26 protein-coding genes and 1 pseudogene are annotated in these 26394 nt (G+C 55.0%); 12 read left to right on the forward strand and 15 right to left on the reverse strand.

Annotated elements, in window-relative coordinates; all coding sequences use genetic code 11:
* Positions 1-35 precede the first annotated feature (35 nt).
* From fadD to KGP24_RS13835, 4 genes are all read right to left on the reverse strand, one after another.
* Complete coding sequence (gene fadD / locus KGP24_RS13820; protein ID WP_223560824.1) at positions 36-1721, reverse strand: long-chain-fatty-acid--CoA ligase FadD; 1686 nt, start codon at positions 1719-1721, stop codon at positions 36-38.
* A 203-nt stretch (positions 1722-1924) separates the two neighbouring features.
* Positions 1925-2506: a Slp family lipoprotein gene (locus KGP24_RS13825; RefSeq protein ID WP_032658483.1), complete on the reverse strand. Its 582-nt coding sequence runs from the start codon at positions 2504-2506 to the stop codon at positions 1925-1927.
* Between the two features lie 37 nt (positions 2507-2543).
* Entirely contained in the window at positions 2544-3239 is a 696-nt protein-coding gene (gene tsaB / locus KGP24_RS13830) for a tRNA (adenosine(37)-N6)-threonylcarbamoyltransferase complex dimerization subunit type 1 TsaB (protein ID WP_223560825.1), read from the reverse strand.
* A gap of 66 nt (positions 3240-3305) precedes the next feature.
* Entirely contained in the window at positions 3306-5216 is a 1911-nt protein-coding gene (locus KGP24_RS13835; RefSeq protein ID WP_223560826.1) for an ATP-dependent DNA helicase, read from the reverse strand.
* A gap of 133 nt (positions 5217-5349) precedes the next feature.
* On the opposite strand from KGP24_RS13835, the gene KGP24_RS13840 reads away from it, so the two are divergent.
* The gene (locus KGP24_RS13840; protein ID WP_223560827.1) at positions 5350-5694 is read left to right on the forward strand and encodes a RidA family protein; all 345 of its coding nucleotides are present in this window, start codon (positions 5350-5352) and stop codon (positions 5692-5694) included.
* A gap of 6 nt (positions 5695-5700) precedes the next feature.
* Here KGP24_RS13840 and KGP24_RS13845 read toward each other — a convergent pair whose 3' ends face one another.
* Positions 5701-5886, reverse strand: a complete 186-nt coding sequence (locus KGP24_RS13845; protein ID WP_220119494.1) for a YoaH family protein — start codon at positions 5884-5886, stop codon at positions 5701-5703.
* A 61-nt stretch (positions 5887-5947) separates the two neighbouring features.
* Here KGP24_RS13845 and pabB point away from each other — a divergent pair, with 61 nt between their 5' ends.
* From pabB to KGP24_RS13865, 4 genes are all read left to right on the forward strand, one after another.
* Positions 5948-7273 (forward strand): aminodeoxychorismate synthase component 1, encoded by a 1326-nt coding sequence (pabB, locus tag KGP24_RS13850; RefSeq protein WP_223563503.1) that lies wholly within the window; start codon positions 5948-5950, stop codon positions 7271-7273.
* 6 nt (positions 7274-7279) lie between these two features.
* Positions 7280-7858, forward strand: a complete 579-nt coding sequence (locus KGP24_RS13855) for a CoA pyrophosphatase (protein WP_223560828.1) — start codon at positions 7280-7282, stop codon at positions 7856-7858.
* A 184-nt stretch (positions 7859-8042) separates the two neighbouring features.
* Complete coding sequence (sdaA, locus tag KGP24_RS13860; protein WP_023312197.1) at positions 8043-9407, forward strand: L-serine ammonia-lyase; 1365 nt, start codon at positions 8043-8045, stop codon at positions 9405-9407.
* Between the two features lie 130 nt (positions 9408-9537).
* Positions 9538-11136, forward strand: coding sequence for an EAL domain-containing protein (locus KGP24_RS13865; RefSeq protein ID WP_223560829.1), 1599 nt, complete (start codon positions 9538-9540; stop codon positions 11134-11136).
* A gap of 6 nt (positions 11137-11142) precedes the next feature.
* On the opposite strand, the gene yoaE is transcribed toward KGP24_RS13865, so the two are convergent.
* Positions 11143-12702, reverse strand: a complete 1560-nt coding sequence (gene yoaE / locus KGP24_RS13870; RefSeq protein WP_223560830.1) for a CNNM family cation transport protein YoaE — start codon at positions 12700-12702, stop codon at positions 11143-11145.
* Between the two features lie 463 nt (positions 12703-13165).
* On the opposite strand from yoaE, the gene manX reads away from it, so the two are divergent.
* The 5 genes from manX (at position 13166) to mntP (ending at position 17326) form a co-directional block, all read left to right on the forward strand.
* On the forward strand, positions 13166-14137 hold the full coding sequence (gene manX / locus KGP24_RS13875) for a PTS mannose transporter subunit IIAB (RefSeq protein ID WP_223560831.1): 972 nt from the start codon (positions 13166-13168) through the stop codon (positions 14135-14137).
* 46 nt (positions 14138-14183) lie between these two features.
* Positions 14184-14984, forward strand: a complete 801-nt coding sequence (gene manY, locus KGP24_RS13880) for a PTS mannose transporter subunit IIC (RefSeq protein ID WP_008500490.1) — start codon at positions 14184-14186, stop codon at positions 14982-14984.
* 12 nt (positions 14985-14996) lie between these two features.
* Positions 14997-15848, forward strand: a complete 852-nt coding sequence (locus KGP24_RS13885) for a PTS mannose transporter subunit IID (protein WP_006810994.1) — start codon at positions 14997-14999, stop codon at positions 15846-15848.
* 54 nt (positions 15849-15902) lie between these two features.
* Positions 15903-16361, forward strand: a complete 459-nt coding sequence (locus KGP24_RS13890) for a DUF986 family protein (protein ID WP_213822420.1) — start codon at positions 15903-15905, stop codon at positions 16359-16361.
* Between the two features lie 398 nt (positions 16362-16759).
* Entirely contained in the window at positions 16760-17326 is a 567-nt protein-coding gene (gene mntP, locus KGP24_RS13895) for a manganese efflux pump MntP (protein ID WP_032642447.1), read from the forward strand.
* Here mntP and rlmA read toward each other — a convergent pair.
* The 7 genes and pseudogenes from rlmA to mgrB form a co-directional block, all read right to left on the reverse strand.
* Positions 17323-18138, reverse strand: coding sequence for a 23S rRNA (guanine(745)-N(1))-methyltransferase (gene rlmA, locus KGP24_RS13900; RefSeq protein ID WP_223560832.1), 816 nt, complete (start codon positions 18136-18138; stop codon positions 17323-17325). The two genes, mntP and rlmA, sit on opposite strands and share 4 nt — an antisense overlap.
* Before the next feature lie 65 nt (positions 18139-18203).
* Positions 18204-19922 carry a peptidoglycan glycosyltransferase FtsI gene (gene ftsI / locus KGP24_RS13905; RefSeq protein WP_223560833.1) on the reverse strand — a complete coding sequence of 573 codons (1719 nt, stop codon included), beginning with the start codon at positions 19920-19922 and terminating at the stop codon, positions 18204-18206.
* 219 nt (positions 19923-20141) lie between these two features.
* On the reverse strand, positions 20142-20351 hold the full coding sequence (cspE, locus tag KGP24_RS13910; RefSeq protein WP_001062678.1) for a transcription antiterminator/RNA stability regulator CspE: 210 nt from the start codon (positions 20349-20351) through the stop codon (positions 20142-20144).
* Between the two features lie 13 nt (positions 20352-20364).
* Positions 20365-20509, reverse strand: a pseudogene (locus tag KGP24_RS13915) (DUF2627 domain-containing protein).
* A gap of 525 nt (positions 20510-21034) precedes the next feature.
* Positions 21035-22024, reverse strand: a complete 990-nt coding sequence (locus KGP24_RS13920) for an MBL fold metallo-hydrolase (RefSeq protein ID WP_223560834.1) — start codon at positions 22022-22024, stop codon at positions 21035-21037.
* A gap of 23 nt (positions 22025-22047) precedes the next feature.
* Positions 22048-22338, reverse strand: coding sequence for a YebO family protein (locus tag KGP24_RS13925; protein ID WP_223560835.1), 291 nt, complete (start codon positions 22336-22338; stop codon positions 22048-22050).
* 74 nt (positions 22339-22412) lie between these two features.
* Complete coding sequence (gene mgrB / locus KGP24_RS13930; RefSeq protein ID WP_006175995.1) at positions 22413-22556, reverse strand: PhoP/PhoQ regulator MgrB; 144 nt, start codon at positions 22554-22556, stop codon at positions 22413-22415.
* Positions 22557-22718: 162 nt separating this feature from the next.
* Between mgrB and KGP24_RS13935 the strand changes: the two genes are divergently transcribed.
* Positions 22719-22958 (forward strand): YobH family protein, encoded by a 240-nt coding sequence (locus KGP24_RS13935; protein WP_223563504.1) that lies wholly within the window; start codon positions 22719-22721, stop codon positions 22956-22958.
* Positions 22959-23024: 66 nt separating this feature from the next.
* Here the strand turns inward: KGP24_RS13935 and kdgR are convergent, their stop codons facing one another.
* On the reverse strand, positions 23025-23816 hold the full coding sequence (kdgR, locus tag KGP24_RS13940) for a DNA-binding transcriptional regulator KdgR (RefSeq protein ID WP_223560836.1): 792 nt from the start codon (positions 23814-23816) through the stop codon (positions 23025-23027).
* Positions 23817-24020: 204 nt separating this feature from the next.
* Here kdgR and KGP24_RS13945 point away from each other — a divergent pair, with 204 nt between their 5' ends.
* Entirely contained in the window at positions 24021-25370 is a 1350-nt protein-coding gene (locus KGP24_RS13945; protein ID WP_223563505.1) for an MFS transporter, read from the forward strand.
* 50 nt (positions 25371-25420) lie between these two features.
* On the opposite strand, the gene htpX is transcribed toward KGP24_RS13945, so the two are convergent.
* On the reverse strand, positions 25421-26302 hold the full coding sequence (gene htpX / locus KGP24_RS13950) for a protease HtpX (protein WP_014884290.1): 882 nt from the start codon (positions 26300-26302) through the stop codon (positions 25421-25423).
* Positions 26303-26394 lie beyond the last annotated feature (92 nt).

The raw sequence follows: 26394 nt of genomic DNA on the forward strand, positions 1-26394 counted from the left end.
CGGCTTAACCGGCGTCTGGGCGATTAGCGTGAAGCTCAGGCCTTATTGTCTACTTTGCCACGGGCTTCGTCACGTAATTCTCGTCGTAATATCTTTCCGACGTTTGATTTAGGCAGCTCGTCGCGGAATTCAACAAGCTTCGGCACCTTGTAGCCTGTCAGCTGACGACGGCAAAACGTTACCAGCGCCTCCTCCGTGAGTGAAGCGTCTTTCTTGACCACAAATATCTTAACCGCTTCGCCGCTGCTGCCGGAGGGGACGCCGACTGCCGCCACTTCGAGCACGCCGCTGTGCTGCATAACCACGTCCTCGATCTCATTCGGATAGACGTTGAAGCCGGAGACCAGGATCATATCTTTCTTGCGATCGACGATCCGCAGGAAGCCCTCGTCATCCATTACCGCAATATCACCGGTGTGCAGCCAGCCGTCTTTGATGATTTCGTCGGTCGCATCGGGGCGCTGCCAGTAACCCAGCATCACCTGCGGACCTTTGACGCACAGCTCACCCGGCTCACCCGGCGCGACTTCGTTACCGTTATCGTCGACCAGTTTCGCCTCTGTGGAAGGGACCGGCAGACCAATGCTCCCGCTGTGATAGTCGATATCATGTGGGTTAACGCTGACCAGCGGCGCACATTCCGTCAGGCCATAGCCCTCCAGCAAATACTGTCCGGTTAGCTTCACCCAGCGCTCGGCAACCGCCTGCTGAACCGGCATTCCGCCGCCTGCGGAGAGATGCAGCGTGGAGAAATCCAGCTGCTGGAACTCTTTGTTATTCAGCAGCGCGTTAAACAGGGTGTTTACTCCCGTCATAGCGGTGAACGGGTATTTTGCCAGCTCCTTCACCAGGCCCGGGATATCGCGCGGGTTGGTGATGAGGATGTTCTGACCACCCAGTTCAATAAACAGCAGGCAGTTCATGGTCAGCGCAAAGATGTGATACAGCGGAAGCGCGGTGATCACCACCTCTTTGCCCGGATGCAGCAGCGGCCCGTAGGTGGCGTTCACCTGTTCAAGATTTGCCAGCATATTACGGTGGGTAAGCATGGCCCCTTTGGCGACGCCGGTGGTCCCGCCCGTGTATTGCAGAAACGCAAGATCTTCCGCCACCACTTCGGGTTTCACATACTGCATACGGTAGCCCGCATGCAGCGCGCGACGGAAGGAGATGGCGTCCGGCAGGTGGTATTTTGGCACCAGGCGTTTGACGTATTTGACGACAAAGTTAACCAGCGTGCCTTTGGCGGTAGAGAGCTGGTCCCCCATGCGCGTCAGGATGACGTGTTTAACCTGGGTTTTGTCGACCACTTTTTCCAGCGTATGGGCGAAGTTGGACACAATGACAATCGCGACCGCGCCGCTGTCATTCAGCTGATGCTCCAGCTCTCGCGGGGTATACAGCGGGTTAACGTTGACGACAATCATCCCGGCTCGCAGGATACCGAACAACGCCACCGGATATTGCAGCAGGTTCGGCATCATCAGCGCGACGCGGTCCCCTTTTTGCAGCCCCAGCCCTTCCTGCAGATACGCCGCAAACGCGCGACTACGCTCCTCAAGCTTACGGAACGTCATGACTTCGCCCATATTCACGAATGCGGGCTGGTCCGCGTAACGCCTTACCGAGTGCTCAAATAATTCCACCAGGGATTGATAACGGTCAGGATTGATCTCAGCAGGAACATCTGCTGGATAACGGTTAAGCCAAACCTTTTTCAATGCATCACCTCTGAACTGAGTGTTCGTCGTCATCACAACCCCGATAATAAACAGTTTGTTAACATTATATTAACTCAGCGTACCAGTTTATTAATTGTTCACATTTAAGGTTGCGAAGCGCGTCACTCTTTTTTTTCGTTTTATCCGTAAAAAAACAGAGACAGCGGCTGAGCCGCTGTCTCTTTTCTAACAATAACAGTAAGTTACTCAGTAACGATCGTCTGAACCTGTGCTGGCCCCGGGTTATACCAGCCCCAGCCCGGGTAGCCGTAACGATAAGGATGTGGACCCCACATCCACGGATCCATCGGCTGAGGCGGCATGATCACCTGCTGTGCCAGCCGCCAGCGTTTATACCCGTTGACCTGCATGGTCATAAATTTATACGGCGTGCTGCCGATTTTGCCCTGCACGGCGCCGGTAATCGGCCCGACGACGGTCACCAGCTGCCCGCGAAAATCGACCGGATCGAGGAAACCACTGACGTCCGCATAGATACGCCCGCGAGAAGCCTCACCCAGTACCGGCCGCGCGCCGCTGTCCAGCGGAACGGTCGCGATCTCCAGGCGGGTTTTCCCCTGCTGGTTTTGTACGTCTATGACCTTACCGCCAAAGCGCGCTTCCTGGCCAACGTACAGCTCAGGCGCATTCATCACCCGAACCAGATCCTGCTGTGGCGTCGGGCTGCTGCCCTTAATCGCATCAGGAACGGAAACGCATCCGCTCAGTGCTATGGCAACCGCGCCTGCCATAATAAGGCGTACTACTTTAGTCTGAACCGCCATGATGCGACTCCTTTTTCTCAGTTCCTGTTACTGAGATTCACTCACGGCCCGGAAGTTTCTTCCACGCGACGGTGTTTCGCAAATAAACCGGCTCCGCGTGTTCAACGACAACGGTTTTTCCTGCCGCGAGCAGCTGGCAGGCAATCGGAAGCATGTCTTCCGCAGCCGGCAGCAGCATGTTGCCGTCCACCAGCGTCACCCCGGTGTCGTTTGCCATCTCAGGCCACGCCGACCAGCCGGTGCCTACGGTCGCCCACTCACCGGAGAGCTGCTGCAGTCGTTCAGTGACCGCTTCCGGCTTAAGGACGGCTTCCGTCTCTTCACCGTGCCACACGCCCTGCTCGTCGCGGGTGTATTCGGCCCAGTAAACTTCGCCCATGCGGGCATCAATCGCAGCCAGCACGCGCGTTGCCCCGGTCATGCGCCATGCTCCCTGCGCCATGGTGGCGAGGGTAGAGACCCCGATCATCGGCAGTTCGGCGCCCAGCGCCAGCCCCTGCGCAATGCCAATCCCGATACGTACGCCCGTAAAGCTGCCAGGGCCACGGCCAAAGGCCAGCGCGTCGAGGTCGGTTAAGGAGGTGTTGCCCTGGGTTAAAATGGCTTTTACCAGGGGCAGAATGCGTTGGGTGTGTTCCCGTGGGCACTCTTCGAAATGAGCAGAAACAGCACCGTCGTTCAACAGAGCGACAGAGCAAGCCTCAGTCGCGGTATCAATAGCCAGAATTCGCATCAGTCGTCGCGCTCTCGCAAGGGTCAGTCACAAAATGGCGCGCATCTTAGCACACTCCGGGGTAAATTACTCCGCCGTTGGGTTTGCCAGGAAACGCACCGCGCGTTTTATGTCCCGCGTCCGCGGCGCGGGTGGCAGGCTGGCAAGGAAGGTCGCCCCGTAAGGGCGCATCACCAGCCGATTATCGCAAATGACCAGCACCCCGCGATCGGTGACGTCGCGAATTAATCGCCCTACCCCCTGCTTGAGGGTAATCACCGCGTCCGGCAGTTGCACCTCGTCGAAAGGATCGCCCCCGCGCAGACGGCAGTCTTCCATACGCGCCTTCAGCAGCGGATCGTCCGGGGAGGTAAACGGCAGCTTATCAATGATCACCAGCGAGAGGGTATCGCCCCGCACATCGACCCCTTCCCAGAAGCTGCTGGTTGCTACCAGCAGGGCATTTCCGGCGCTGACAAACTGCTGTAACAGCTGGCCTTTACTGGTTTCACCCTGCAGCAGCACCGGGAGCGTCATGGTGGCGCGAAACTGCTCGGCGAGTTCTCGCATCATGGCGTGCGAGGTGCAGAGCATAAAGCAGCGGCCGTTGTTGGCCTCGATCATCGGTTTTAACATCGCGGCCAGGTGGCGCGCTGCACCCGGCTGGTTCGGCAGCGGCAGATTACGCGGCACGCAGAGCAGCGCCTGTTTTTCGTAATCGAACGGGCTGGGCAGGAGCAGCGATTCCGCCTCCTCAATGCCAAGACGTTCCGTGAAGTGATGCAGATCGTCATTCACCGACAGGGTTGCCGACGTGAAGATCCAGCTTCCCGGTTTTTGCGCCATCACCTCTTTAAATTTATCCGCCACCGTCAGCGGCGTGAGCGCCAGCGTGAAATGCCGCGAGGTGCACTCATACCAGTAGCTGAATCCCGGCTGGTTAATCTCTTTCAGCCGTTTGAGCCGCCCGCGATAGAGCGTGGCGCGTTCGAAGGCCGCATCCAGCAGCGCGGAACGGCCGAGGGACAGTTTTGCCACGTCGTAGCAGAGTTCGAGAGCATCATCGAGCAGCAGCAGCGCGCGCTGGATGTTTTTGTCCGCCAGCAGCTCGCGCAGGTTACCACGATAGCCCGGCTCGCCGAGCTGTAAGCGGAAATCCTGTGCGCTCTGCGCCAGACGGTCGGCGCACTTCTGCAGCTGCTGGGTATCTTTGAGTTCGGTCCGATAAGCAATGGTGAAATCTTTCGCCAGATCCTGCAGCTGGCGGCTGGAGAGCGACTGGCCAAAATACTGGCTGGCGATGTCCGGAAGCTGGTGGGCTTCGTCGAAGATCATCACCTCCGCCTCCGGGATCAGCTCACCAAAGCCGCTGTCCTTGACGACCATATCCGCGAGGAAGAGATGGTGGTTTACCACCACCACATCCGCGTCCATCGCCGTTTTGCGCGCTTTCACCACAAAACAGTCTTTATACAGCGGACAGTCGCTGCCGAGGCAGTTGTCGTTGGTGCTGGTCACCAGCGGCCAGGCAGGAGAGTCTTCCGGCACGCTCGCGCAGGTGCTGATGTCGCCCTCTTCGGTCTGATTCGCCCAGGCGCGAAGGATAATGACGTCGCTGAGGGTTTGCACCGGCAGGTCGCCGCCCGCCAGCGCCTGCTGCTCAAGACGTTCCAGGCAGAGATAGTTGGATCGGCCCTTCAACAAGGCCAGACGCCCCTTATATTTCAGCGCTTTAGCCACCGTGGGCAAATCTCGGCTGTAGAGCTGATCCTGCAGCGCCTTCGAGCCGGTGGAAATAATCACCTTCTTTTTCGCGCGCAGCGCCGGAGCAAGGTAAGCATACGTTTTACCCGTGCCGGTTCCGGCTTCGACCACCAGCGGCTGAGCCTTATCGATGGCGCGTGCAACGGCGTGCGCCATCTGACGCTGAGGCTCACGGGGTTTGAAGCCGGGAATAGCCTGCGCTAATTGACCTTCAGGGGAAAAATCGTCTGCCACGGTGCTCTCTCACTGTATTTTTGCACAGGGATTATGTCAGCCCATCCTCTCCTGTGCCACCCCAAATAGTGACGACACGAGAACAATATGGCAGTCTTGCCGCCTGACGACGAAAAATAACGAGGAAACGTTTATGACAATTGTGCGCATTGATGCCGAAGCCCGCTGGTCTGATGTGGTGATCCATAACCAGACGCTCTACTACACCGGCGTACCGACCAACCTGGAAGCGGATGCGTTCGAGCAGACGGCTAATACCCTGGCGCAGATTGATGCGGTGCTGGAAAAACAGGGCAGCGACAAATCCCGCATTCTGGACGCGACGATTTTCCTGGCAAATAAAGACGATTTCGCGGCGATGAACAAAGCCTGGGATGCGTGGGTGGTGGCGGGTCACGCGCCTGTACGCTGCACCGTACAGGCCACGCTGATGAAACCGGAGTATAAGGTTGAAATTAAGGTTATCGCAGCGGTTTAAGCCCGATTACTCTTCTTCATCTTCATCCTCGAATCGCGCCACAATCCGCTCGCCGGAATGACTGGCGCGAATTTCCTGAGCGACAACGGTAATCGCCTGCCCGCTGCTCATTCCCTGGGACATCAGTTCCTGAATTCGCTCAACCGCTTTCTGCTGCTGTTCATGGCTCAGAGAAGGTAAACCTGCAAACATTGTCAACTCCTGCTAAATTATTCGCGCTAATAATTTCACGCTGCCCGGTAGTATGCCACACATGAACATGCGCTTCCCCACTGTTATTACCTTGCCCTGGCGTGCAGACGCCGCTGAATTCTGGTTTGCCCGCCTGAGCCATCTTCCATTTGCGATGCTGCTGCATTCCGGCCATGCGGACCATCCCTATAGCCGCTTCGATATTCTGGTGGCCGATCCGCTAACGACGCTGACAACCGATGACCTGTCTTTAACGGACGATCCGCTGCTGCAGCTGCAGCAAGCCATTAACGCGCTGGGCTTATCTGCCGCACCGAACCCGGAACTCCCTTTTCAGGGGGGCGCGCTGGGCCTGTTTGGTTACGACCTGGGCCGCCGTTTCGAAACGCTGCCGGAGCATGCGCAGGCTGATATTTCCCTGCCAGACATGGCCGTAGGGCTGTATGACTGGGCGTTAATTGTCGATCATCAGAATAAAACGGTTTCCCTGCTGAGCCACCGTGACGTGCAGGCGCGTCTGGCATGGCTTGAGGCGCAGCAGCCTGCACCGGCACAGACGTTCACGCTGACCTCCGGCTGGCGCTCAAATATGAGCGCAGCGGAGTATGCCGAAAAATTCGCGCGCGTTCAGGCGTATCTGCAAAGCGGTGACTGCTATCAGGTTAACCTCGCCCAGCGCTTCCAGGCGACATACCGGGGAGATGAGTGGCAGGCGTTTACCCGTCTTAACGCCAGCAACAGGGCGCCGTTCAGCGCGTTTGTGCGTCTGGAACAGGGGGCCATACTCAGCCTGTCACCCGAGCGCTTTATTCATCTGGCCGAGGGCACGATTCAAACCCGTCCGATTAAAGGCACTCTGCCGCGTCTTGCCGATCCCGACGCCGATCGCCAGCAGGCAGAAAAGCTCGCCGCCTCGCCGAAAGACCGCGCCGAGAACCTGATGATTGTCGACCTGATGCGTAACGACATTGGCCGGGTGGCCGTTCCTGGCAGCGTGCGCGTGCCGGAACTGTTTGTCGTCGAGCCTTTCCCGGCGGTGCATCACCTGGTCAGTACCATCACCGCGACGCTACCGGCCTCGCGCACGGCATGCGATCTTCTGCGCGCGGCGTTCCCGGGCGGCTCCATCACCGGCGCGCCTAAGGTACGGGCGATGGAGATCATTGATGAGCTGGAACCGCACCGCCGCAACGCCTGGTGCGGCAGCATCGGCTATATCAGCCTGTGCGGCACCATGGATACCAGCATTACCATTCGCACGCTGACGGCCTGCGACGGAAACCTTTACTGTTCGGCCGGGGGCGGCATTGTTGCCGATAGCCAGGTCGATGCGGAATATCAGGAAACCTTTGATAAAGTTAACCGTATCCTGAAACAACTGGAGTAATCACGGGTGGAAAAAGAGAACCTGACGCTGGACGATTTTTTATCTCGCTTTCAGCTATTACGACCGCAGGTCAACCGCGCGGCGCTGAATCAGCGTCAGGCGGCCGTGCTGATCCCGGTCGTGCGTCGCGCGCAGCCGGGCCTGCTGCTCACCCAGCGTTCTCCCCATTTACGTAAGCACGCGGGTCAGGTCGCCTTTCCGGGTGGCGCAGTAGACAGTTCCGACGCCTCGCTGATTGCCGCCGCGCTGCGGGAAGCGCAGGAAGAGGTTGCCATTCCGCCGGAGGCGGTGGAGGTCATCGGCGTGCTGCCCCCCGTCGACAGCGTCACCGGTTTTCAGGTCACGCCGGTGGTGGGCATTATCCCGCCGGGCCTGCAGTATCACGCCAGCGTCGATGAAGTCTCTGCGGTGTTTGAAATGCCGCTGGATGAAGCCCTCCGACTGAGTCGTTATCACCCGCTGGATATTCAGCGTCGTGGGCATGACCATCGGGTCTGGTTGTCCTGGTATCAGCATTATTTTGTCTGGGGCATGACGGCGGGCATCATTCGTGAACTGGCGCTGCAAATCGGCCTGAAGCCTTGACTATACTTTAAATTCCATCCTTTTTAGCTGGTTTGCGATCCGCGTCGCGCTATTAGCAAAACCCATCGTTAACCATTAGTTTAATTCATGTGAATAGTTAAGCCGAGGCCGGTGTTCCCTCTTACACTATGCGCAGTTATAACATCGTTACTGGAACCCCGGTAACCCTGTCAGGAGTGTGAAAGTGATTAGTATATTCGACATGTTCAAAGTGGGAATCGGCCCTTCGTCTTCCCATACTGTTGGCCCGATGAAGGCCGGTAAACAGTTCGTCGATGATCTGGTCGAAAAAGGATTACTGGAAAGCGTTACCCGCGTCGCCGTGGATGTTTACGGCTCGCTGTCATTAACGGGTAAAGGCCACCACACCGATATCGCCATTATTATGGGTCTGGCAGGCAATATGCCGGATACCGTAGATATTGATGCCATCCCGGCATTCATCCGCGACGTGGAAACACGCGGCCGCCTGCTGCTGGCAAACGGCCAGCAGGAAGTCGATTTCCCGCAGGATGACGGCATGCGTTTTCGCAGCGACAACCTGCCGCTGCATGAAAACGGCATGACCATTCACGCTTACAGCGGTGAAAAAGAGATTTACAGCAAAACGTACTACTCCATCGGCGGTGGCTTCATCGTGGATGAAGAGCATTTTGGCAAAGACAGCGTCGGTGACGTCAGCGTACCGTACCCGTTCAAATCGGCTACCGAGATGCTTGGCTACTGCAAAGAGACCGGTCTTTCACTGTCCGGCATGGTGATGCAGAACGAACTGGCCCTGCACAGCAAAAAAGAGATTGAAGACTATTTTGCGAACGTCTGGCAAACCATGCGCGCCTGTATCGACCGCGGGATGAACACCGAAGGCGTTCTGCCGGGTCCACTGCGCGTACCGCGTCGTGCCTCTGCCCTGCGCCGTATGCTGGTGACCACGGACAAGTTCTCCAACGACCCGATGAACGTGGTCGACTGGGTAAACATGTTTGCCCTGGCGGTTAACGAAGAGAACGCCGCCGGTGGACGCGTCGTGACGGCGCCAACCAACGGTGCCTGCGGTATCGTCCCGGCAGTGCTGGCGTATTACGATCACTTTATTGAGCCCGTAACGCCGGACATCTACATCCGCTATTTCCTGGCGGCAGGTGCCATCGGTGCGCTGTACAAAATGAACGCCTCCATCTCCGGTGCGGAAGTGGGCTGCCAGGGTGAAGTGGGCGTTGCCTGCTCCATGGCGGCGGCGGGTCTGGCAGAGCTGCTGGGCGCAAGCCCTGAGCAGGTCTGCGTGGCGGCGGAAATCGGTATGGAACATAACCTCGGTCTGACCTGCGACCCGGTCGCGGGCCAGGTGCAGGTGCCGTGCATCGAACGTAACGCGATTGCCTCGGTGAAAGCCATCAACGCCTCACGTATGGCGATGCGCCGTACCAGCGAACCTCGCGTATCGCTGGATAAGGTGATTGAAACCATGTACGAAACCGGCAAGGACATGAACGCGAAATACCGCGAGACGTCCCGTGGTGGCCTGGCCATTAAGGTACAGTGCGACTAATACTGCCTTTCGCCCATCTGCAACGGATGGGCGAATTTCCCTCTCCTTCCTCGTTTCCTTCTGCTTTCCCCACTACACTTTGACTGTTGCGTCCGGCTTTTGTGGCTGGTGGCTTATCAGGCGACCGTTCATGCAAACTGCACAAACGATCATTAAAAACTATCGCCGAAAACGCGTTATCGTCTCTGTGACGGTTGCGCTCCTCACGCTCATCCTGACGCTGGGCGTTCGCTTTATTTCTCAGCGCAACGTTAACCAACAGCGGATCCTCGATTTTACCAGCCACACCATTCGCGCCCTTGATAACGTCCTGCTTTCTTTAGATAAACGCCGCAGCGTGCTGCAGCCCCTGGTGGGGCAGCCCTGCCCGCAGGCGCACCTGGCGCTGCGAAAGCAGGCCGCCATTTTGCAGACGGTACGCTCCATCGCTCTGATTAAAGACGGTGTCCTGTATTGCTCAAGTATTTTCGGGAGCCGCAATGTGCCCGTTCGCGACTTCCAGAAAGAATTACCCACCAGCACGGCGAAGCTGATTTTATCGACCGACCAGTGGCTGCTTAAGGGGAGCCCGATATTGATCCAGTGGTATCCCGTCTCTCAGGACGGTGAAGCAGGCGTTATTGAGATAATCAATATCGATCTGATCGCCAAGATGATCCTGGAGCCCCAGCGCCCGCTCATCAATGACGTGGCGCTGACCGTGGGCGATCGCTTTCTGCGCTATGGACAACGCGTCAGCGACAGCCTGACGTTTGATGAGGAAGGTTCTCTTTTCCATCAGTCATCAACCCGAAATCCTTTCACTATTACGGTCAGCGGGCCAGGCCCTGGAGAATTAGCCTTAAAAAGCCTGCCAGCACAGCTGCCGCTGGGGCTCATGCTCAGCCTGTTGCTGGGCTATCTCGCCTGGCTGGCAACGGCAAACCGGATGAGCTTTACGTGGGAGATCGATATGGGCATTGCGGCGCGGGAATTTGAGCTTTTCTGCCAGCCGCTGGTGAATGCCCGTACCCAGGCGTGCACCGGCGTGGAGATCCTGCTGCGCTGGAATAACCCCCGCCAGGGTTGGATCACCCCGGAGGTGTTTATCCCTCTGGCAGAAGAACATAACCAGATTGTCCCCCTGACCCGCTATGTCATCGCCGAAACGGTGCGCCAGATAGGCTACTTCCCCGCCAGCGCCGGTTTTCACATTGGTATTAACGTCGCCGCCAGCCATTTGCGTCACGCGGTGTTGATACAGGACCTGAACCGTCTATGGTTCAGCGCCAGTCCACGCCAGCAGCTGGTGGTTGAACTCACGGAACGGGATGCACTGCTGGATGCGGATTATCGCATCGTGCGCGAACTGCATCGCAAAGGGGTGAAGCTTGCCATCGACGATTTTGGTACCGGAAACAGCTCCCTCTCCTGGCTTGAAAAGCTTCACCCGGACGTGCTGAAAATCGACCAGTCGTTTACCACCGCCATCGGCACCGACGCCGTGAACTCGACGGTGACGGATATTATTATTGCGCTGGGTCAGCGGCTGAATATTGAACTGGTTGCGGAGGGGGTCGAGACAGAGGAGCAGGCGCGCTATTTACGCCGACATGGCGTGCCTGTCCTGCAGGGCTTTTTCTATGCGCGGCCCATGCCGCTACGGGATTTTCCGAAGTGGCTGGCGGGAAGCGCATCCCCGCCAGCGCATCATAACGGACACATCGTGCCCTTAATGCCGCTGCGCTAAGCCGGCTTACTCATCTTCGTCGTGGGCTGATTGTTCTTTAACAATACGAACCATATCAACGCGATAGTCGTTGGCTTCAACGATCGTAATGTGCAGCGGCGCCAGCTCGATCACATCTCCGACGCGCGGGATCTGTCCGTTAACGGCGATAACCAAACCGGCAACGGTCGCGATGTCGTCTTCATCGTTGATCACGTTTTCCAGCCCAAGCGTGTGCGAGAGCGCGTGCAGGTCGGTGGTACCTTTAACCAGCCAGCCTTCACCGTCGGCAACAATCTCTGGCGTTTCGTCGGCATCGGGGAATTCACCGGCAATCGCTTCCAGCACGTCCAGCGGCGTGACCAGTCCCTGCACCACGCCAAACTCGTTGGTGACGATAACAAAGCTACCGCGAGCGCGACGCAGCACCCCGAGCAAGTTGATAGGATCCAGCGTTTCCGGTACGACAATCGCAGGCGACGCGGCGGCAACGGCTTCCACGTTAACGCCCTCTTCCAGAGCCACCAGCATCTCTTTGGCCCGCACGACGCCGATGATCTCGTCCAGCTCCCCACGACACACCGGGAACAGGCTATGCGGTGAAGAGAGTAGCTGCTGGCGAATTTCATCAACGCTCAGGTTAGCATCAACCCAGCTGATTTCCCCGCGCGGCGTCATGATGCCGCGCAGCGAACGGGAGGCCAGGGAGAGCACGCCGTTAATCATGTAGCGCTCTTGTTCCACAAACGCCCCTTCAGGGACCGGAACCGGATTATGATTTTCTGAATCAGACTGAACGTTCACCTGACGACGACCGCCCATCAGGCGCAGAATGGCGTCTGCTGTACGAGCGCGCAGCGGCTGATTCGACTGCTGTTTAATAAAGTTACGGCGCGCAATCTGGTTGAACAGCTCGATCAGAATCGAGAAGCCAATCGCGGCGTACAGGTAGCCTTTCGGAATATGGAAGCCAAAACCTTCCGCCACCAGGCTGAGACCAATCATCAGCAGGAAGCTCAGACACAGCACGACCACCGTTGGATGCTGGTTGACGAAGCGCGTCAGCGGCTTCGAGGCCAGCAGCATTACCGCCATCGCAATGACGACAGCCGCCATCATTACCGGCAGATGATTCACCATGCCGACCGCCGTGATCACCGCATCCAGCGAGAAGACCGCATCAAGCACCACGATCTGCAGCACCACCACCCAGAAGCTGGCATAGCCTTTACCGTGCCCATCATCGTGCTGACGGTTTTCCAGCCGCTCGTGTAGCTCTGTCGTCGCTTTGAAAAGCAGGAATATCCCCCCGATCAGCATGATTAAATCACGCCCGGAGAAGGTGTAATCCATGACGGAGAACAGCGGTTTGGTCAGCGTGACCATCCAGGAGATGACGGAGAGCAGCCCCAGTCGCATGACCAGCGCCAGCGAGAGACCAATCAGACGCGCTTTATCACGCTGTTTTGGCGGCAGTTTGTCCGCAAGGATGGCGATAAATACCAGGTTATCAATGCCGAGAACAATCTCCAGCACCACCAGCGTGAGCAATCCCACCCAGATTGACGGGTCCATTAAGAATTCCATGACAAGCTCCTGCTAAAGGAATGACGAAACGGTGCCCCACTCAACGTGGGCAAAACAGAGGTAATCAGAGTCGATACGTGGCGAGGATCGCCGGTGAATAAGGCGCGAAATGGCCTGGTAGATGACTGACGTCGGTGACGGTCCATATAGTGGGCTGTAGCCCTATACTCCTGAACTATTAAACGGAGGCTAAACATATCAGAGACAATGTGTTTTTAGCAAAGATTTACGTTCCTTTGCAAAGTTCTGTAACACAGCGGCTTTACTCTACAGATAAATCTGTAACGCGTGGCTAAATTACGGATCTTCATCACATAAATTATTTTTTCACTATCTAAAATAATTCGCGGAAGTCTTGGTTTTTTTGAACTCTAACCCTTATCTGAATCGATTCGGTTCGCCAATACGATTCTCAGTACGACTACCTGGCAGGCGTATTAATGATAATAAAAGGAGGTAGCAAGTGACCATTGCTATTGTCATAGGCACACATGGTTGGGCTGCTGAGCAGCTACTCAAAACGGCAGAGATGCTGTTGGGCGAGCAGGAAAACGTCGGCTGGATCGATTTCGTTCCCGGTGAAAACGCCGAGACGCTGATAGAGAAGTACAACGCTCAACTCGCGAAGCTGGATACCAGCAAAGGCGTGCTGTTTCTCGTTGATACATGGGGCGGCAGCCCGTTCAATGCCGCCAGCCGCATTGTCGTCGATAAAGAGCACTATGAAGTTGTCGCCGGGGTTAATATTCCCATGCTGGTGGAAACCTTCATGGCGCGCGACGACAATCCGGCGTTCGATGAGCTGGTGGCACTGGCCGTTGAAACCGGTCGCGAAGGGGTAAAAGCCCTGAAAGCGCAGCCAGTTGAAAAACCTGCCCCTGCACCTGCACCTGCAGCGGCACCAAAAGCGGCAGCACCGGCAAAACCAATGGGCCCGAACGATTACATGGTTATCGGCCTTGCGCGTATTGATGACCGCTTAATCCACGGCCAGGTCGCCACGCGCTGGACCAAAGAAACCAACGTTCGACGCATTATCGTGGTCAGCGACGAAGTTGCCGCCGATACCGTTCGTAAAACCCTTCTGACTCAGGTTGCTCCTCCAGGCGTTACCGCGCATGTCGTGGACGTCGCCAAGATGATCCGCGTTTACAACAACCCGAAATACGCGGGTGAACGCGTGATGCTCCTGTTCACTAACCCGACAGACGTTGAGCGCATTGTTGAAGGCGGCGTGAAAATCACCTCCGTGAACATTGGTGGTATGGCATTCCGTCAGGGCAAAACGCAGGTCAACAACGCCATTTCAGTCGATGCGAAAGATATCGAGGCATTCAACAAGCTTAATGCCCGCGGTATTGAACTGGAAGCCCGTAAGGTTTCTACGGATCAAAAACTGAAAATGATGGATTTGATCGGCAAAGTTGGGAAATAAGCCCGCGCCGGTTCTCATATAAAGTTTATGTAATAGGAGAAGTGCAATGGAGATTACCACTCTTCAGATTGTGCTGGTGTTCGTCGTCGCATGTATTGCGGGTATGGAATCCGTACTTGATGAATTTCAGTTCCACCGCCCTCTGGTGGCCTGTACGCTGATTGGGGCCGTTCTGGGTGACATGAAAACCGGTATCATCATCGGTGGTACCCTGGAAATGATTGCCCTGGGCTGGATGAACATCGGCGCGGCGGTTGCGCCCGATGCCGCGCTGGCCTCTATCATTTCAACCGTTCTGGTTATTGCCGGTCACCAGAGTATTGGTGCCGGTATCGCCCTGGCGATCCCGCTGGCAGCAGCAGGCCAGGTTCTGACCATCATCGTTCGTACTATCACCGTTGCCTTCCAGCACGCGGCGGATAAGGCGGCTGAAAACGGCAACCTCACGGCACTGTCGTGGATCCACGTATCATCCCTGTTCCTGCAGGCGATGCGTATCGCGATCCCGGCGGTTATCGTGGCGATCTCTGTCGGTACCAGTGAAGTGCAAAGCATGCTGAACGCCATTCCTGAAGTGGTCACCGGCGGTCTGAACATTGCGGGCGGCATGATCGTGGTCGTCGGTTATGCGATGGTCATCAACATGATGCGCGCAGGCTACCTGATGCCGTTCTTCTACCTCGGCTTTGTGACCGCTGCCTTCACCAACTTCAACCTGGTTGCACTGGGTGTGATTGGTGCGGTAATGGCGATTCTCTACATCCAGCTCAGCCCGAAATATAACCGCGTCGCGGGTGCCCCAGCGCAGGCTGCTGGTAACAACGATCTCGATAACGAACTGGACTAACAGGTGAGCGAAATGGTTGATATGACAAAAACTACCACCGAGAAAAAACTCACTCCGGGTGATATTCGTGGCGTGTTCATCCGTTCTAACCTGTTTCAGGGTTCATGGAACTTCGAACGTATGCAGGCGCTGGGCTTCTGCTTCTCCATGGTGCCGGCGATCAAACGCCTGTACCCGGAAAACAACGAAGCGCGTCGTCAGGCGATAAAGCGTCACCTGGAATTCTTTAACACCCATCCTTACGTAGCGGCTCCTGTTCTGGGCGTAACGCTGGCGATGGAAGAACAGCGTGCGAACGGCGCAGAGATTGACGATGGTGCCATCAACGGCATCAAAGTTGGCCTGATGGGTCCGCTAGCCGGTGTCGGTGACCCAATCTTCTGGGGTACCGTGCGTCCGGTCTTCGCGGCGCTGGGTGCCGGTATCGCGATGAGCGGCAGCCTGCTTGGCCCGCTGCTGTTCTTCATCCTGTTCAACGCCGTGCGTCTGCTGACCCGTTACTACGGTGTGGCCTACGGATACCGTAAAGGGGTGGATATCGTTAAGGACATGGGCGGCGGCTTCCTGCAGAAACTGACTGAGGGGGCGTCAATCCTCGGCCTGTTTGTCATGGGTGCGTTGGTTAACAAGTGGACGCACGTGAACATCCCACTGGTGGTATCGACCATCACCGGGCAGGATGGTCAGACCCGCGTCACCACCGTGCAGACGATTCTGGACCAGCTGATGCCAGGCCTCGTACCGCTGCTGTTGACCTTCGCCTGCATGTGGCTGCTGCGTAAGAAAGTGAACCCGCTGTGGATTATCGTTGGCTTCTTCGTCATCGGTATCGCGGGCTACGCTGTCGGCCTGCTGGGTCTGTAAGTTTCAATGCTTTAGGCCGGGGGCTTGCCCCCGGTTTTTTTATCTGGAGGATGAATGACTGTCACGGACATCGTACTGGTTTTATTTATTGCTGCCCTTCTGGCTTACGCGATCTATGACGAGTTCATCATGCCGCGCCGTCACGGCGAGACGCTGCTCTCCCTTCCCCTTCTGCGACGCGGGCGGGTGGATGCGTTCATCTTCGCGGGTCTCATCGCTATTCTTATTTACAATAACGTCACCGGCCATGGTGCAATATTAACCACATGGTTATTATGTGCGCTGGCATTAATGGCTGTTTATCTGTTCTGGATCCGCACGCCGAAAATCATTTTTAAATCCCGCGGGTTTTTCTTCGCCAATGTGTGGATAGAATATAACCGCATTAAAGAGATGAATTTATCCGAAGACGGTGTGCTGGTGATGCAATTAGAACAACGCCGCCTGCTTGTTCGAGTGAAGAATATTGACGACTTGGAAAAAATATACAAGTTACTCGTTAAAACTCAATAAGTTAGATATATAGCAATGGCTATATTTTGCATTTATCTTGCGCAAGAAATATAGCCGAAGCTATATCCCATTCATTAATTTTATCTCTATTTTTTAACAATATGCTCACGCTTAAAGACAAATGAAAATCGTTATCACCAGGCAATTTAAATAATGCCTCTTCATTGTTGTTTTATATTCTCAAAATATGTTAAGGTTGCGCCCGTCGTTGGGGAGTAGCCGATTTCCTGCTCGCAGGAAATGTACGTGTCAACATACTCGTTGAAAAACGTGGCGCGTACGGATTGCTGACAGCACATCTAATGTGCAGCGCAATCAGGCGAGACCATAGATACATCAACTGCTGTTTACTGGGGGCAGTGATGTGTCATATGGATATCCCCGGTCTGGACGCTGTTATGAATATCTCCGCTACGATCCTCCTCGCTTTTGGCATGTCCATGGACGCATTTGCTGCTTCCATCGGAAAAGGCGCCACGCTCCATAAACCTAAATTCTCAGAAGCCCTTCGTACCGGTCTCATTTTTGGTGCTATCGAAACGCTGACGCCGCTTATCGGCTGGGGTCTTGGCATGCTCGCCAGCCAGTTTGTACTGGAGTGGAACCACTGGATTGCGTTCGTCCTGCTGGTATTTCTCGGGGGTCGAATGGTGATTGAAGGTTTTCGCGGCGGTGATGAAGAAGACGAGGAGCCTCAGCACCGCCACGGTTTCTGGCTGCTGGTCACCACTGCCATTGCCACCAGCCTTGATGCGATGGCCGTCGGTGTCGGTCTGGCATTCCTGCAGGTCAATATCATCGCTACCGCGCTGGCCATCGGCTGCGCAACGCTGATTATGTCCACGCTGGGCATGATGGTTGGACGGTTTATCGGCCCGCTGCTGGGTAAACGCGCCGAGATCCTGGGGGGAATTGTGCTGATTGGCATTGGTGCCCAGATCCTCTGGGCACACTTCGCCGGTTAATCTTCGCGCTGCCAGACGTGGATACTGAAATCCGTCTGGCAGTTAAATATTGATTGTACAGCTAACGCTTCCCACACTTCCGGTTTTGCCCGCCACGCGAACGGCGTCATCTGCAGCAGCGCGGTTGCTTCTTCCCCTTTAAGCGTCATTTCATACGCCACAGTTTGCTCCTGCTTCAGGCTAAAACCGGCCAGCTGTTCAGAATGAGGTGCATGCAGACGCACTTCGTCGTAGATCAGCCCTTTCAGCTCCATCAGATGACGCGGGCCCGGCGTTACGGTGACCACCCATCCGCCCGGTTTCACGACGCGAGCCAGCTCTTCCGCTTTGCAGGGCGCGTAAATGCGGATAACAGCGTCCATGCTGGCATCGTCAAACGGCAGCCGATGGCTGGATGCCACGCAGAACGTTACGTCCGCGTAGCGCTTCGCCGCCGCGCGAATGGCCACTTTCGATACGTCCAGACCGAATGTCAACGCCCCCTTCTCACCGGCAATCCCGGCAAACCGTGCGGTGTAGTACCCTTCCCCGCAGCCGATATCGAGCATGGCGGCTGCTGAATCCGGCAGAATGTCATTCAGCATCTGCGCGACGGTCTCTCGCAGCGGCAAATAGTGCCCGGCATCCAGAAACGCGCGGCGCGCCTGCATCATCTCTGCACTGTCGCCTGGATCGCGGGAGCGCTTATGCTGCACCGGCAGAAGATTCACGTAGCCTTCTTTTGCCATATCAAACTGATGCCCCTGCGGACAGGTATAACTTTTATCTGAGTGCGTCAGGGGGGCGTGGCAAAGGGGACAGCTGAAGGACATGGTGACTCCGGAGCATAATCAAAGGGCGAAGTGTACCGCTATTCGCCCTGGTTATAAACGCCCGGTTAACGCATAACGATAAGGCGATCGGAACCCGCCGGTAACCCGTCAGGTTTCACATTCTCCAGACGCAGCACGTTACCCATAATCTCGCTGAAGACAGGCGCGGAAACGGCACCGCCGTAGTAGGCCCCATTTTGCGGATCGTTAATGACCACTACCAGGGCAAATCGCGGATCGCTGGCAGGCGCAACGCCGGCAGTATAGGCGACGTATTTATCGACGTACTTCCCGCTGTCGTCAATTTTCTTCGCCGTACCGGTTTTCACCGCTACCCGGTAATCTCGAACGGCGGCCTTAACGCCCCCACCGCCGGGCAGCGCAACGCTCTCCATCATGTGCTCCACCTCGTGCGCAATCTCTTCCGGCATAACGCGGTGCCCGATAACGGGTGGATCGATACGCGTAATTGAGAGAGGTCGCTCGAGCCCGAAGCCACCGATCGTGGCGTAGACGTGCGCCAGCTGGAGTGGCGTCACCATCAGCCCGTAGCCGAAGGCAAAGGTCGCGCGATCGAGCTGGCTCCAGTATTTACGATTTGGCAACAGCCCCGCGCTCTCGCCCGTTAAGCCGAGCCCCGTATTTGTGCCAAACCCAAAGTTTCTATAGGTATCAATAAGATGCTGGACAGGCATTGCCAGAGAAAGTCGGGAAACGCCGGTGTCGCTCGATTTTTGCAGGATCCCAGTCATCGTCAGTTCAGGATAATAGCCCACATCGCGGATACGATGTCCGTCGAGGGTATACGGGTGAGTGTCAATCACGCTGTCCGGCTGAACCAGCCCCTGCTGCAGGGCCGTCATCAGCACCAGCGGCTTGACCGTCGAACCCGGTTCGAACGTATCGCTGATCGCACGGTTGCGAAAATCGTTTATCGTCGCACCTTCCCGGTTGTTGGGGTTGAAATCCGGATAGCTCGCCATGGCGAGGATTTCCCCGGTTTGGATATTAATTAGCACCGATGCCCCAGACTCGGCCTTGTTCCAGGCCACGGCATTATCGAGCGCATCTTCGGTGATGGTTTGCAGCCGCTCGTCGATACTTAACTGGATATTATGCGCCGGTGCGGGCGCCACTTCCGTCAGGTTTTCAACCACGCGTCCGTAGCGGTCTTCCCTAACCTGTCGCATACCCGCCTTGCCGGTCAGCTGCGCATTGAAGCTTTTTTCCACGCCTTCAATGCCCTGCCCGTCAATATTGGTGAAGCCAATCAGGTTCGCAGCCACATGGCCGGCAGGGTAAAAACGGCGGGATTCATCGCGCAAGTTGATGCCGGGCAGATTCAGTTTATCGATCCACTTTGCCTGTGCAGGATCGACCTGACGGGCAAGATAAATAAAACGCCCCTGTGGGTTGGCGTTGATTCGCGCCGAGAGCGTGCCGAGGGAGAGATGCAACGCACTGGCCAGCGCCTGCCAGCGTTCATCAAGGCCGACGCCCCCTTTTGCCAGCACCGTTTTAGGATCGGCCCAGACGGCCCGGACGGGCACGCTCACCGCCAGGGGGCAGCCTTCGCGATCCATTATCATGCCGCGCGGCGCATCAATCGACAGCTGGCGCAGGGAGCGCATATCTTCCTGCTTCACCAGATTATCAGGCTTGATGATTTGCAGCCATGCAACGCGGCCCAGCAAAAAAGCCAGACTACAAAAAATAGCTAAACAGAGCAGCACAAAACGCGCTGGCGTGAAATTGCCAGCGGTCGTTATCAATTTATTCTTCACCTGAACCCCAGGACCGTTAAACAACGCCCTGATTTAACGGGAAAAGATGGGTTTAAGGTGGCAAAACAGTGCTACTAACCTCGCAGCTTTGCAACAAGTTACTAACAAGACCGCGAATGGTAATATTTTGAAAGATAAGAGACATAAAAAAGCCCCGCGTTATGCGAGGCTTTATGTCTGAGATTGAAGTGCTAAGCGCTCCAGTCAGCAGCGGTTCGATCAGATAGCAGTTACGTTAACTGCAGCTGGGCCTTTCTGGCCGTCCTGAATTTCGAACTCAACGTTCTGGCCTTCAGCCAGAGTTTTGAAGCCGTTACCCTGGATTGCAGAGAAGTGTACGAACACGTCTTTGCTGCCGTCAGCAGGAGTAATGAAACCAAAACCTTTAGACTCGTTGAACCACTTAACTTGACCTTTAATCTTTGCCATTTTGCAAAATTCCTTAGAGTGTTTTCTTAGCCCGCAGGCATTAACTGAGATAAAACTGAGACATTACTGCATGAGGCACTAATATAAGGTTCGGCAGAGAAGCGGTATTCAACGACAACGTGTTTACTCAGGACTTCTTTACTGAAAATGCCACACATAAACAGAACTGTACCTCGTTTGACCCAAAACGTGTTATCACACACTATGTTTAATATGGCAAGCCATTTTTAAACATGTCTCGATCCGCCGCACAAATTCGAACAGTGCCTGTCAGGTTTTGCACAATTATGCGCATCACGTGCAGACAGCTCTGCTGCGTAACAAAGACCAAGCGTTGCTTGCACAAGCGCTGTAATCTAAGACTTTTTTAACATAGCTCAATCATTACGAACCGTCCAGCAACAAGGAAAAGAAATCTTGCGCCTTGATTGAGTTAGAACAATTTGTGAAAACTTATGCTTAAATCATTGTAACGCGACCAAATTGTTTCAGAGGAAAAACACTGTTAAAAAACAGCTTCCGTCTGTATTAAAATGCACCAGTTAATAAACAGCGTTATGCACCAAAATAATGAAATTTTTATGACTCTGCATCAAAAGAAGGCAAGCAAAACGTTTCGATAAAAATAAAACATTTCTGCGAGCGTTTACATCAAGAATATATGCAACAATTTATCGCTTCGTTTATAAGGATAAATATTCACCAACTTTCAGTATCCTGAAAGAATGATTAACTGGTGCTAAATTATTTAGCGCGTCAGTTAACTCCCGCACAGGTTCATCCAGGGCTTCATCTGCCAGTTCAAACACGCCCCAGTGAATGGGGAACGCCAGAGGGCAACCCAGCTGCTGCCACAATGCCACCGCAGATTGCGGATCCATATGATGGACAGCCATGAACCATCGTGGGGAATAGGCACCTATCGGTAACGCGGCAGCATCGATATGGCCCAGGCGTTCAGGTATCAACAGCAGCTCGGGCGAATACCCCGTATCACCGCTGAACCAGAAACGATGATGTCGACCTTCCATAACCCAGCCGCACCATAATGAGCGATTGCGGTTCCATGGCGTGCGCATACTCCAGTGCTGTGCCGGTACGGCGCTCAGCGTCATCCCCTGCCAGGTGAAGCTCTGCCACCAGTCGAGCTCAACCACGCGTTTTGCGCCCCGGCGGCGAAACCAGCCGGCCAGTCCCAGCGGAACAAAAAAACTGACATCGGGGAAGCGTTTGAGAATACGGCGAATGGTGGCATCATCAAGATGATCGTAATGATTATGGGAGATGACGACTGCATCAAGCTGATGAAGTTGATCGACTGACAGCGCAGGAGGCGTTTTGCGCTGTGGTCCCAGGAAAGGCAGTGGAGATGCGCGTCGTGAAAACACCGGATCGGTAAGGATGATATTGCCGTCCAGCTGCAGCAACACGCTCGCGTGTCCGAGCCACCACACCCCATCTTCATGAGATTGCGTAAGCTCTACAGGTTGCCACCAATGTTGAATAAAGTCTTCATAACCCAGCGCGGGCGGCTTTGGAAAACCGGCCTCTTTACGCGCTTTACGCCAACGGTCAAGGTCGCCGGGTTGATGTCCGACAGGAGTGGTATTACGAAAACCGTCCGGGGTGTGATGTTTCAGGGAGGGGTCATACCAGGGATTTTTCCAGACCACAGCCACCTCCCAGCATAAAAAGATTAACGCTCAGCCACCAGGCGGATAAAGTCATCTTCGTCTTTGTTATCTTCAGCGACCGCGTCTTTCGGCACGTCTTTCTCTTCCGGTTCGTTAGCCTCACACAGACGGCGTAGCAGCGCATTCTGACGTTTTTGCTGATCGAGCAGCGCTTCCAGCAGTTCAATCTGCTCGTTAGTCCGGGAACTGGCGCGGTTCACGAAAAACCAAATGACCAGACCCACAAGCAGAACAACCAAAGAAATCATCAGGGATGCCATATTCAGCAGCCCTGAATTCAGTAACTCACCCATTTCACCACCTCAATAAAAACGTCTATTTTACCACTGGCGCGGAGGAAGGAAATCACCTTGAGAAAAAATGCGTATTACCACGGAATAAACTTATTGATTGCGCAAACGCCGCTAAAAAACTGTACATCCTGATCGCACATCACATTGATCGTCTGCGTCCATAACACCACGCACGCTATCAGCACGATAATCAGAATTACCCAGCGTATTTTTTTCACTCCACACTCCGTCTAAAAACCTGATGTTACAAGGTTATCACGCATATCTTAAACAAGGACTAACTGTACCGCCATCGCGCTTTTTTTCAGAATCGTGCACTTGTTTCATCGTATAAATCATTTACGCTAGCTTTATGATAACAAAGACAAAAGAGGTTAATGATGCGCTTCATCATTCGAACAATTATTGCACTCGCCATCGTCTGGATTGGCCTTCTGCTCACGGGGTACGGTGTGCTCGTGGGAAGCACCGAGAACGCTGCCGGCTTAGGGATTCAATGTAAATATTTAACGGCACAGGGTATGAGCACTGCGCAATATCTGCATACTGAGAGCGGGATCGTTGGCTTAACCCACTGTCCTGTCCTGCGTAAGACATCCGTCGTGATTGATAATGGCTAATCAGTCGGTTAAATAACTTACACAAAAATGCCGCAAAAGATGCGGCGTTTTTTATGCGAGAAGAGATTAAAACGGGTAGTCGTGATAACCCATCTGTTCAGAAATCTTACGTGCGGCAGTGTGCAGAATTGCCACATACTCATGCAGACGCTCTTCGGAGAAGCGTAAGGTTGGGAAGGAGATACTTAAGCCCGCGATCACCACGCCAAAACGGTCAAACACCGGAACGCCGATGCAGCGCAGCCCCTCTTCCTGCTCTTGGTTATCTTCGCCATACCCCTGCTCGCGTACGCGATCGAGCACGTTTAACAGCGCGTCCGTGCTGATAATGGTTCGTGAAGTACTTTGCTTGTATTCCACGCCTTCGAGGATCTGTTTCACTTCCTCACGATCGCGCCACGCCAGCAGAACCTTACCAATGGCGGTACTGTAGAGCGGGTTACGACGACCAATGCGCGAGTACATGCGCAGATTGTACATGGAGTCGATTTTATGGATGTAAACAATGCTGTTTACATCCAGCGCACCGAGATGGATGGTCTCTTTAGTCAGACGAGAGATTTCGCGCATCTGAATATCAGCGCTGCGGATCAGGTCAACATTTTGTAGTGCACGGGCACCCAGCTCAAACAGCTTCAGCGTCAGAGAGTATTTTTCAGATTCTCCTTCCTGGGCAACGTAGCCCAGCGACTTCATGGTTTGTAAAAAGCGATATACGGTGCTTTTAGACATCATCACGCGCTGCGACAACTCTGTAATACCTATTTCACGCTCTTCCCCCAGCGCCTGTAAGATGCCAAACACCTTCAGCACGGAAGAAACAGAATCTGGCTGTTTATCCAAATCCGCAATAGCCATCTACCACCTCATAGAGAGTGTTTTATAAAAATCAGAACCTGTTTTTATTATAAGTTCCCGTCATGTCACCTGCAATCAATCCGCGTTTACTTCGTTACAAATCTGCGACATATCTCAGCTGTAACAGTGCTAAAATAGTTATCATGAGAATAATTTCACGCTGAGCTTTTTTAATCTTAATTAAAAAAGACCCTTTCCGATGGTCTGCCTTTACCCCAGCGGTATGGCGCTATAGCCACCATCATTATCGGTATCTCAATGGCCGTGCTTGACGGCGCAATCGCGAACGTTGCCCTGCCAACCATCGCGAGCGATCTGCATGCCTCTCCCGCCAGTTCGATATGGATAGTGAACGCCTACCAGATTGCAATTGTGGTTTCCCTGCTCTCGTTCTCTTTCCTGGGCGATATGTTCGGTTACCGTCGGGTGTATCAGTGCGGTCTGGCGGTTTTCACCTTCACGTCCTTGTTATGCGCCCTTTCAGATTCACTGCATACCCTGACGCTTGCCCGCATTGCGCAAGGTTTTGGCGGCGCGGCGCTCATGAGCGTAAACACCGCGTTGATCCGCTTAATTTATCCGCAGCGTCATCTGGGGCGCGGCATGGGGATAAACTCGTTTATTGTTGCCGTCTCTTCCGCCGCCGGGCCAACCATAGCGGCGGCGATCCTTTCCGTTGCGTCATGGCAATGGCTGTTCGCCATTAACGTGCCGCTGGGCATTGTCGCTGTATTCTTTGCGCTGCGCTTTCTGCCTGCTAACGGTCCCAAAAGCACCATGCCGCGCTTCGATATGGCGAGTGCGGTGATGAATGCCCTGACCTTTGGCCTGCTGATTACGGCGCTGAGCGGCTTTGCGCAAGGACAGTCTCTGATGCTTACCGGCGCGGAGCTCATCGCCCTGCTGGCGATCGGCTTCTTCTTTGTTCGCCGTCAGCTCACTCTCCCTGTGCCTTTATTGCCAGTCGATTTGCTGCGTATCCCCCTCTTTTCCCTCTCCATTTGCACCTCTGTCTGCTCGTTCTGCGCTCAGATGCTGGCCCTGGTTTCTTTGCCCTTCTTCCTGCAAAGCGCGATCGGCCGTTCAGAAGTGGAGACCGGCCTGCTGTTAACCCCGTGGCCGCTGGCGACAATGGTGATGGCCCCGCTGGCAGGTTACTTAATTGAACGCGTCCATGCCGGATTACTGGGAGCATTGGGGCTGGCGGTAATGGCGACAGGACTTTTCGCGCTGGCTCTGCTACCGTCATCGCCAACCGATCTGGACATCATCTGGCGCATGATCCTGTGCGGCGCGGGGTTTGGCCTGTTCCAGTCGCCTAACAACCACACCATTATCACTTCTGCCCCCCGTGATCGCAGCGGAGGTGCCAGCGGCATGTTGGGGACCGCGCGCCTTCTGGGACAAAGCAGCGGCGCAGCGCTGGTCGCCCTGATGTTTAACCTCGCTGGACAAAACGGTAACCATGTTGCGCTTCTCACCGCAGGTGCCCTTGCCTCCCTCGCGGCGGTCGTCAGCGGCCTGCGGGTGACCCAGCCCAGGATTCAGGCATAAAAAAAGCCGGGCGGAGTGTTCTCCTGCCCGGCTTATTAGAATTCTTAGCGTTACTTCAGGTATTCCCCACTGCGCAGCGCTTCGATACGTTTATCCAGCGGCGGGTGAGACATAAACAGCTCGCTCAGCGATTTGGATTTACCGTTAATGCAGAAGGCCATCATGCTGTTCGCTTCCTGCGGCTCGTAACTGGTTTTCAGGCGCTGCAGCGCGGCAATCATCTTCTCACGACCAACCAGTTTCGCCGAGCCGGCATCCGCGTGGAATTCACGGTGGCGGGAGAACCACATGGTGATGATGCTGGCCAGAATACCGAATACCAGTTCCAGAACCATCGAAACGGCGAAGTAGATCAGCGGATTGCCGTTGCTCTCTTCTCCTTCGTCGCGGTTGCCACCCATAAAGCCTGCCGCAATCTGCGCCAGAATACGGGAGATGAAGATCACGAAGGTGTTCACCACGCCCTGAATCAGGGTCATCGTCACCATGTCACCGTTGGCGATATGGCTGATTTCGTGAGCAATAACCGCTTCGGCTTCGTCACGGCTCATGTTCTGAAGCAATCCGGTGCTGACAGCAACCAGTGACGCATCGCGACGGGCGCCCGTGGCGAAAGCGTTAATGTCCGGGGCATGGTATATCGCCACCTGCGGCATGGCGATCCCGGCCTGACGGGATTGCTGAGCCACCGTATTCATCAGCCACTGTTCCATATCGTTACGCGGCTGTTCAATAACCTCACCACCTACCGATTTCAGTGCCATCCACTTCGACATCAGCAGGGAGATGAACGAGCCACCAAAACCAAACAGCAGCGCCATAATCAACAGACCCTGAACGCTGCTCGACTGAATTCCTGTCAGGCTTAGCACGAGCCCGAAAACCACCATGACCGCCAGGTTGGTGAGCAGGAAGAGCGCGATTCGCATCATAATTTTCTTTTTACCTCAGTTTAACAAAACGCACTATGCGATTACCCACATCGTATGGGTATTGCGGCTATTTTCAAGCATCCGGCGGGCGT

This window comes from Enterobacter sp. JBIWA008, from assembly GCF_019968765.1.
GTDB lineage: Bacteria > Pseudomonadota > Gammaproteobacteria > Enterobacterales > Enterobacteriaceae > Enterobacter.

Excerpts from the sequence above, each read along its gene's own strand:
- yoaE (WP_223560830.1), bottom strand. The coding sequence starts at position 12,702 with ATGGAATTCTTAATGGACCCGTCAATCTGGGTGGGATTGCTCACGCTG.
- KGP24_RS13885 (WP_006810994.1), top strand. The coding sequence starts at position 14,997 with ATGGTTGATATGACAAAAACTACCACCGAGAAAAAACTCACTCCGGGT.
- KGP24_RS13840 (WP_223560827.1), top strand. The coding sequence starts at position 5,350 with ATGACAATTGTGCGCATTGATGCCGAAGCCCGCTGGTCTGATGTGGTG.
- KGP24_RS13845 (WP_220119494.1), bottom strand. The coding sequence starts at position 5,886 with ATGTTTGCAGGTTTACCTTCTCTGAGCCATGAACAGCAGCAGAAAGCG.
- cspE (WP_001062678.1), bottom strand. The coding sequence starts at position 20,351 with ATGGCAAAGATTAAAGGTCAAGTTAAGTGGTTCAACGAGTCTAAAGGT.
- manY (WP_008500490.1), top strand. The coding sequence starts at position 14,184 with ATGGAGATTACCACTCTTCAGATTGTGCTGGTGTTCGTCGTCGCATGT.
- KGP24_RS13935 (WP_223563504.1), top strand. The coding sequence starts at position 22,719 with ATGCGCTTCATCATTCGAACAATTATTGCACTCGCCATCGTCTGGATT.
- KGP24_RS13825 (WP_032658483.1), bottom strand. The coding sequence starts at position 2,506 with ATGGCGGTTCAGACTAAAGTAGTACGCCTTATTATGGCAGGCGCGGTT.
- KGP24_RS13925 (WP_223560835.1), bottom strand. The coding sequence starts at position 22,338 with ATGGGTGAGTTACTGAATTCAGGGCTGCTGAATATGGCATCCCTGATG.
- pabB (WP_223563503.1), top strand. The coding sequence starts at position 5,948 with ATGAACATGCGCTTCCCCACTGTTATTACCTTGCCCTGGCGTGCAGAC.
- KGP24_RS13865 (WP_223560829.1), top strand. The coding sequence starts at position 9,538 with ATGCAAACTGCACAAACGATCATTAAAAACTATCGCCGAAAACGCGTT.
- htpX (WP_014884290.1), bottom strand. The coding sequence starts at position 26,302 with ATGATGCGAATCGCGCTCTTCCTGCTCACCAACCTGGCGGTCATGGTG.
- rlmA (WP_223560832.1), bottom strand. The coding sequence starts at position 18,138 with ATGTCCTTCAGCTGTCCCCTTTGCCACGCCCCCCTGACGCACTCAGAT.
- kdgR (WP_223560836.1), bottom strand. The coding sequence starts at position 23,816 with ATGGCTATTGCGGATTTGGATAAACAGCCAGATTCTGTTTCTTCCGTG.
- KGP24_RS13890 (WP_213822420.1), top strand. The coding sequence starts at position 15,903 with ATGACTGTCACGGACATCGTACTGGTTTTATTTATTGCTGCCCTTCTG.
- mntP (WP_032642447.1), top strand. The coding sequence starts at position 16,760 with ATGAATATCTCCGCTACGATCCTCCTCGCTTTTGGCATGTCCATGGAC.
- tsaB (WP_223560825.1), bottom strand. The coding sequence starts at position 3,239 with ATGCGAATTCTGGCTATTGATACCGCGACTGAGGCTTGCTCTGTCGCT.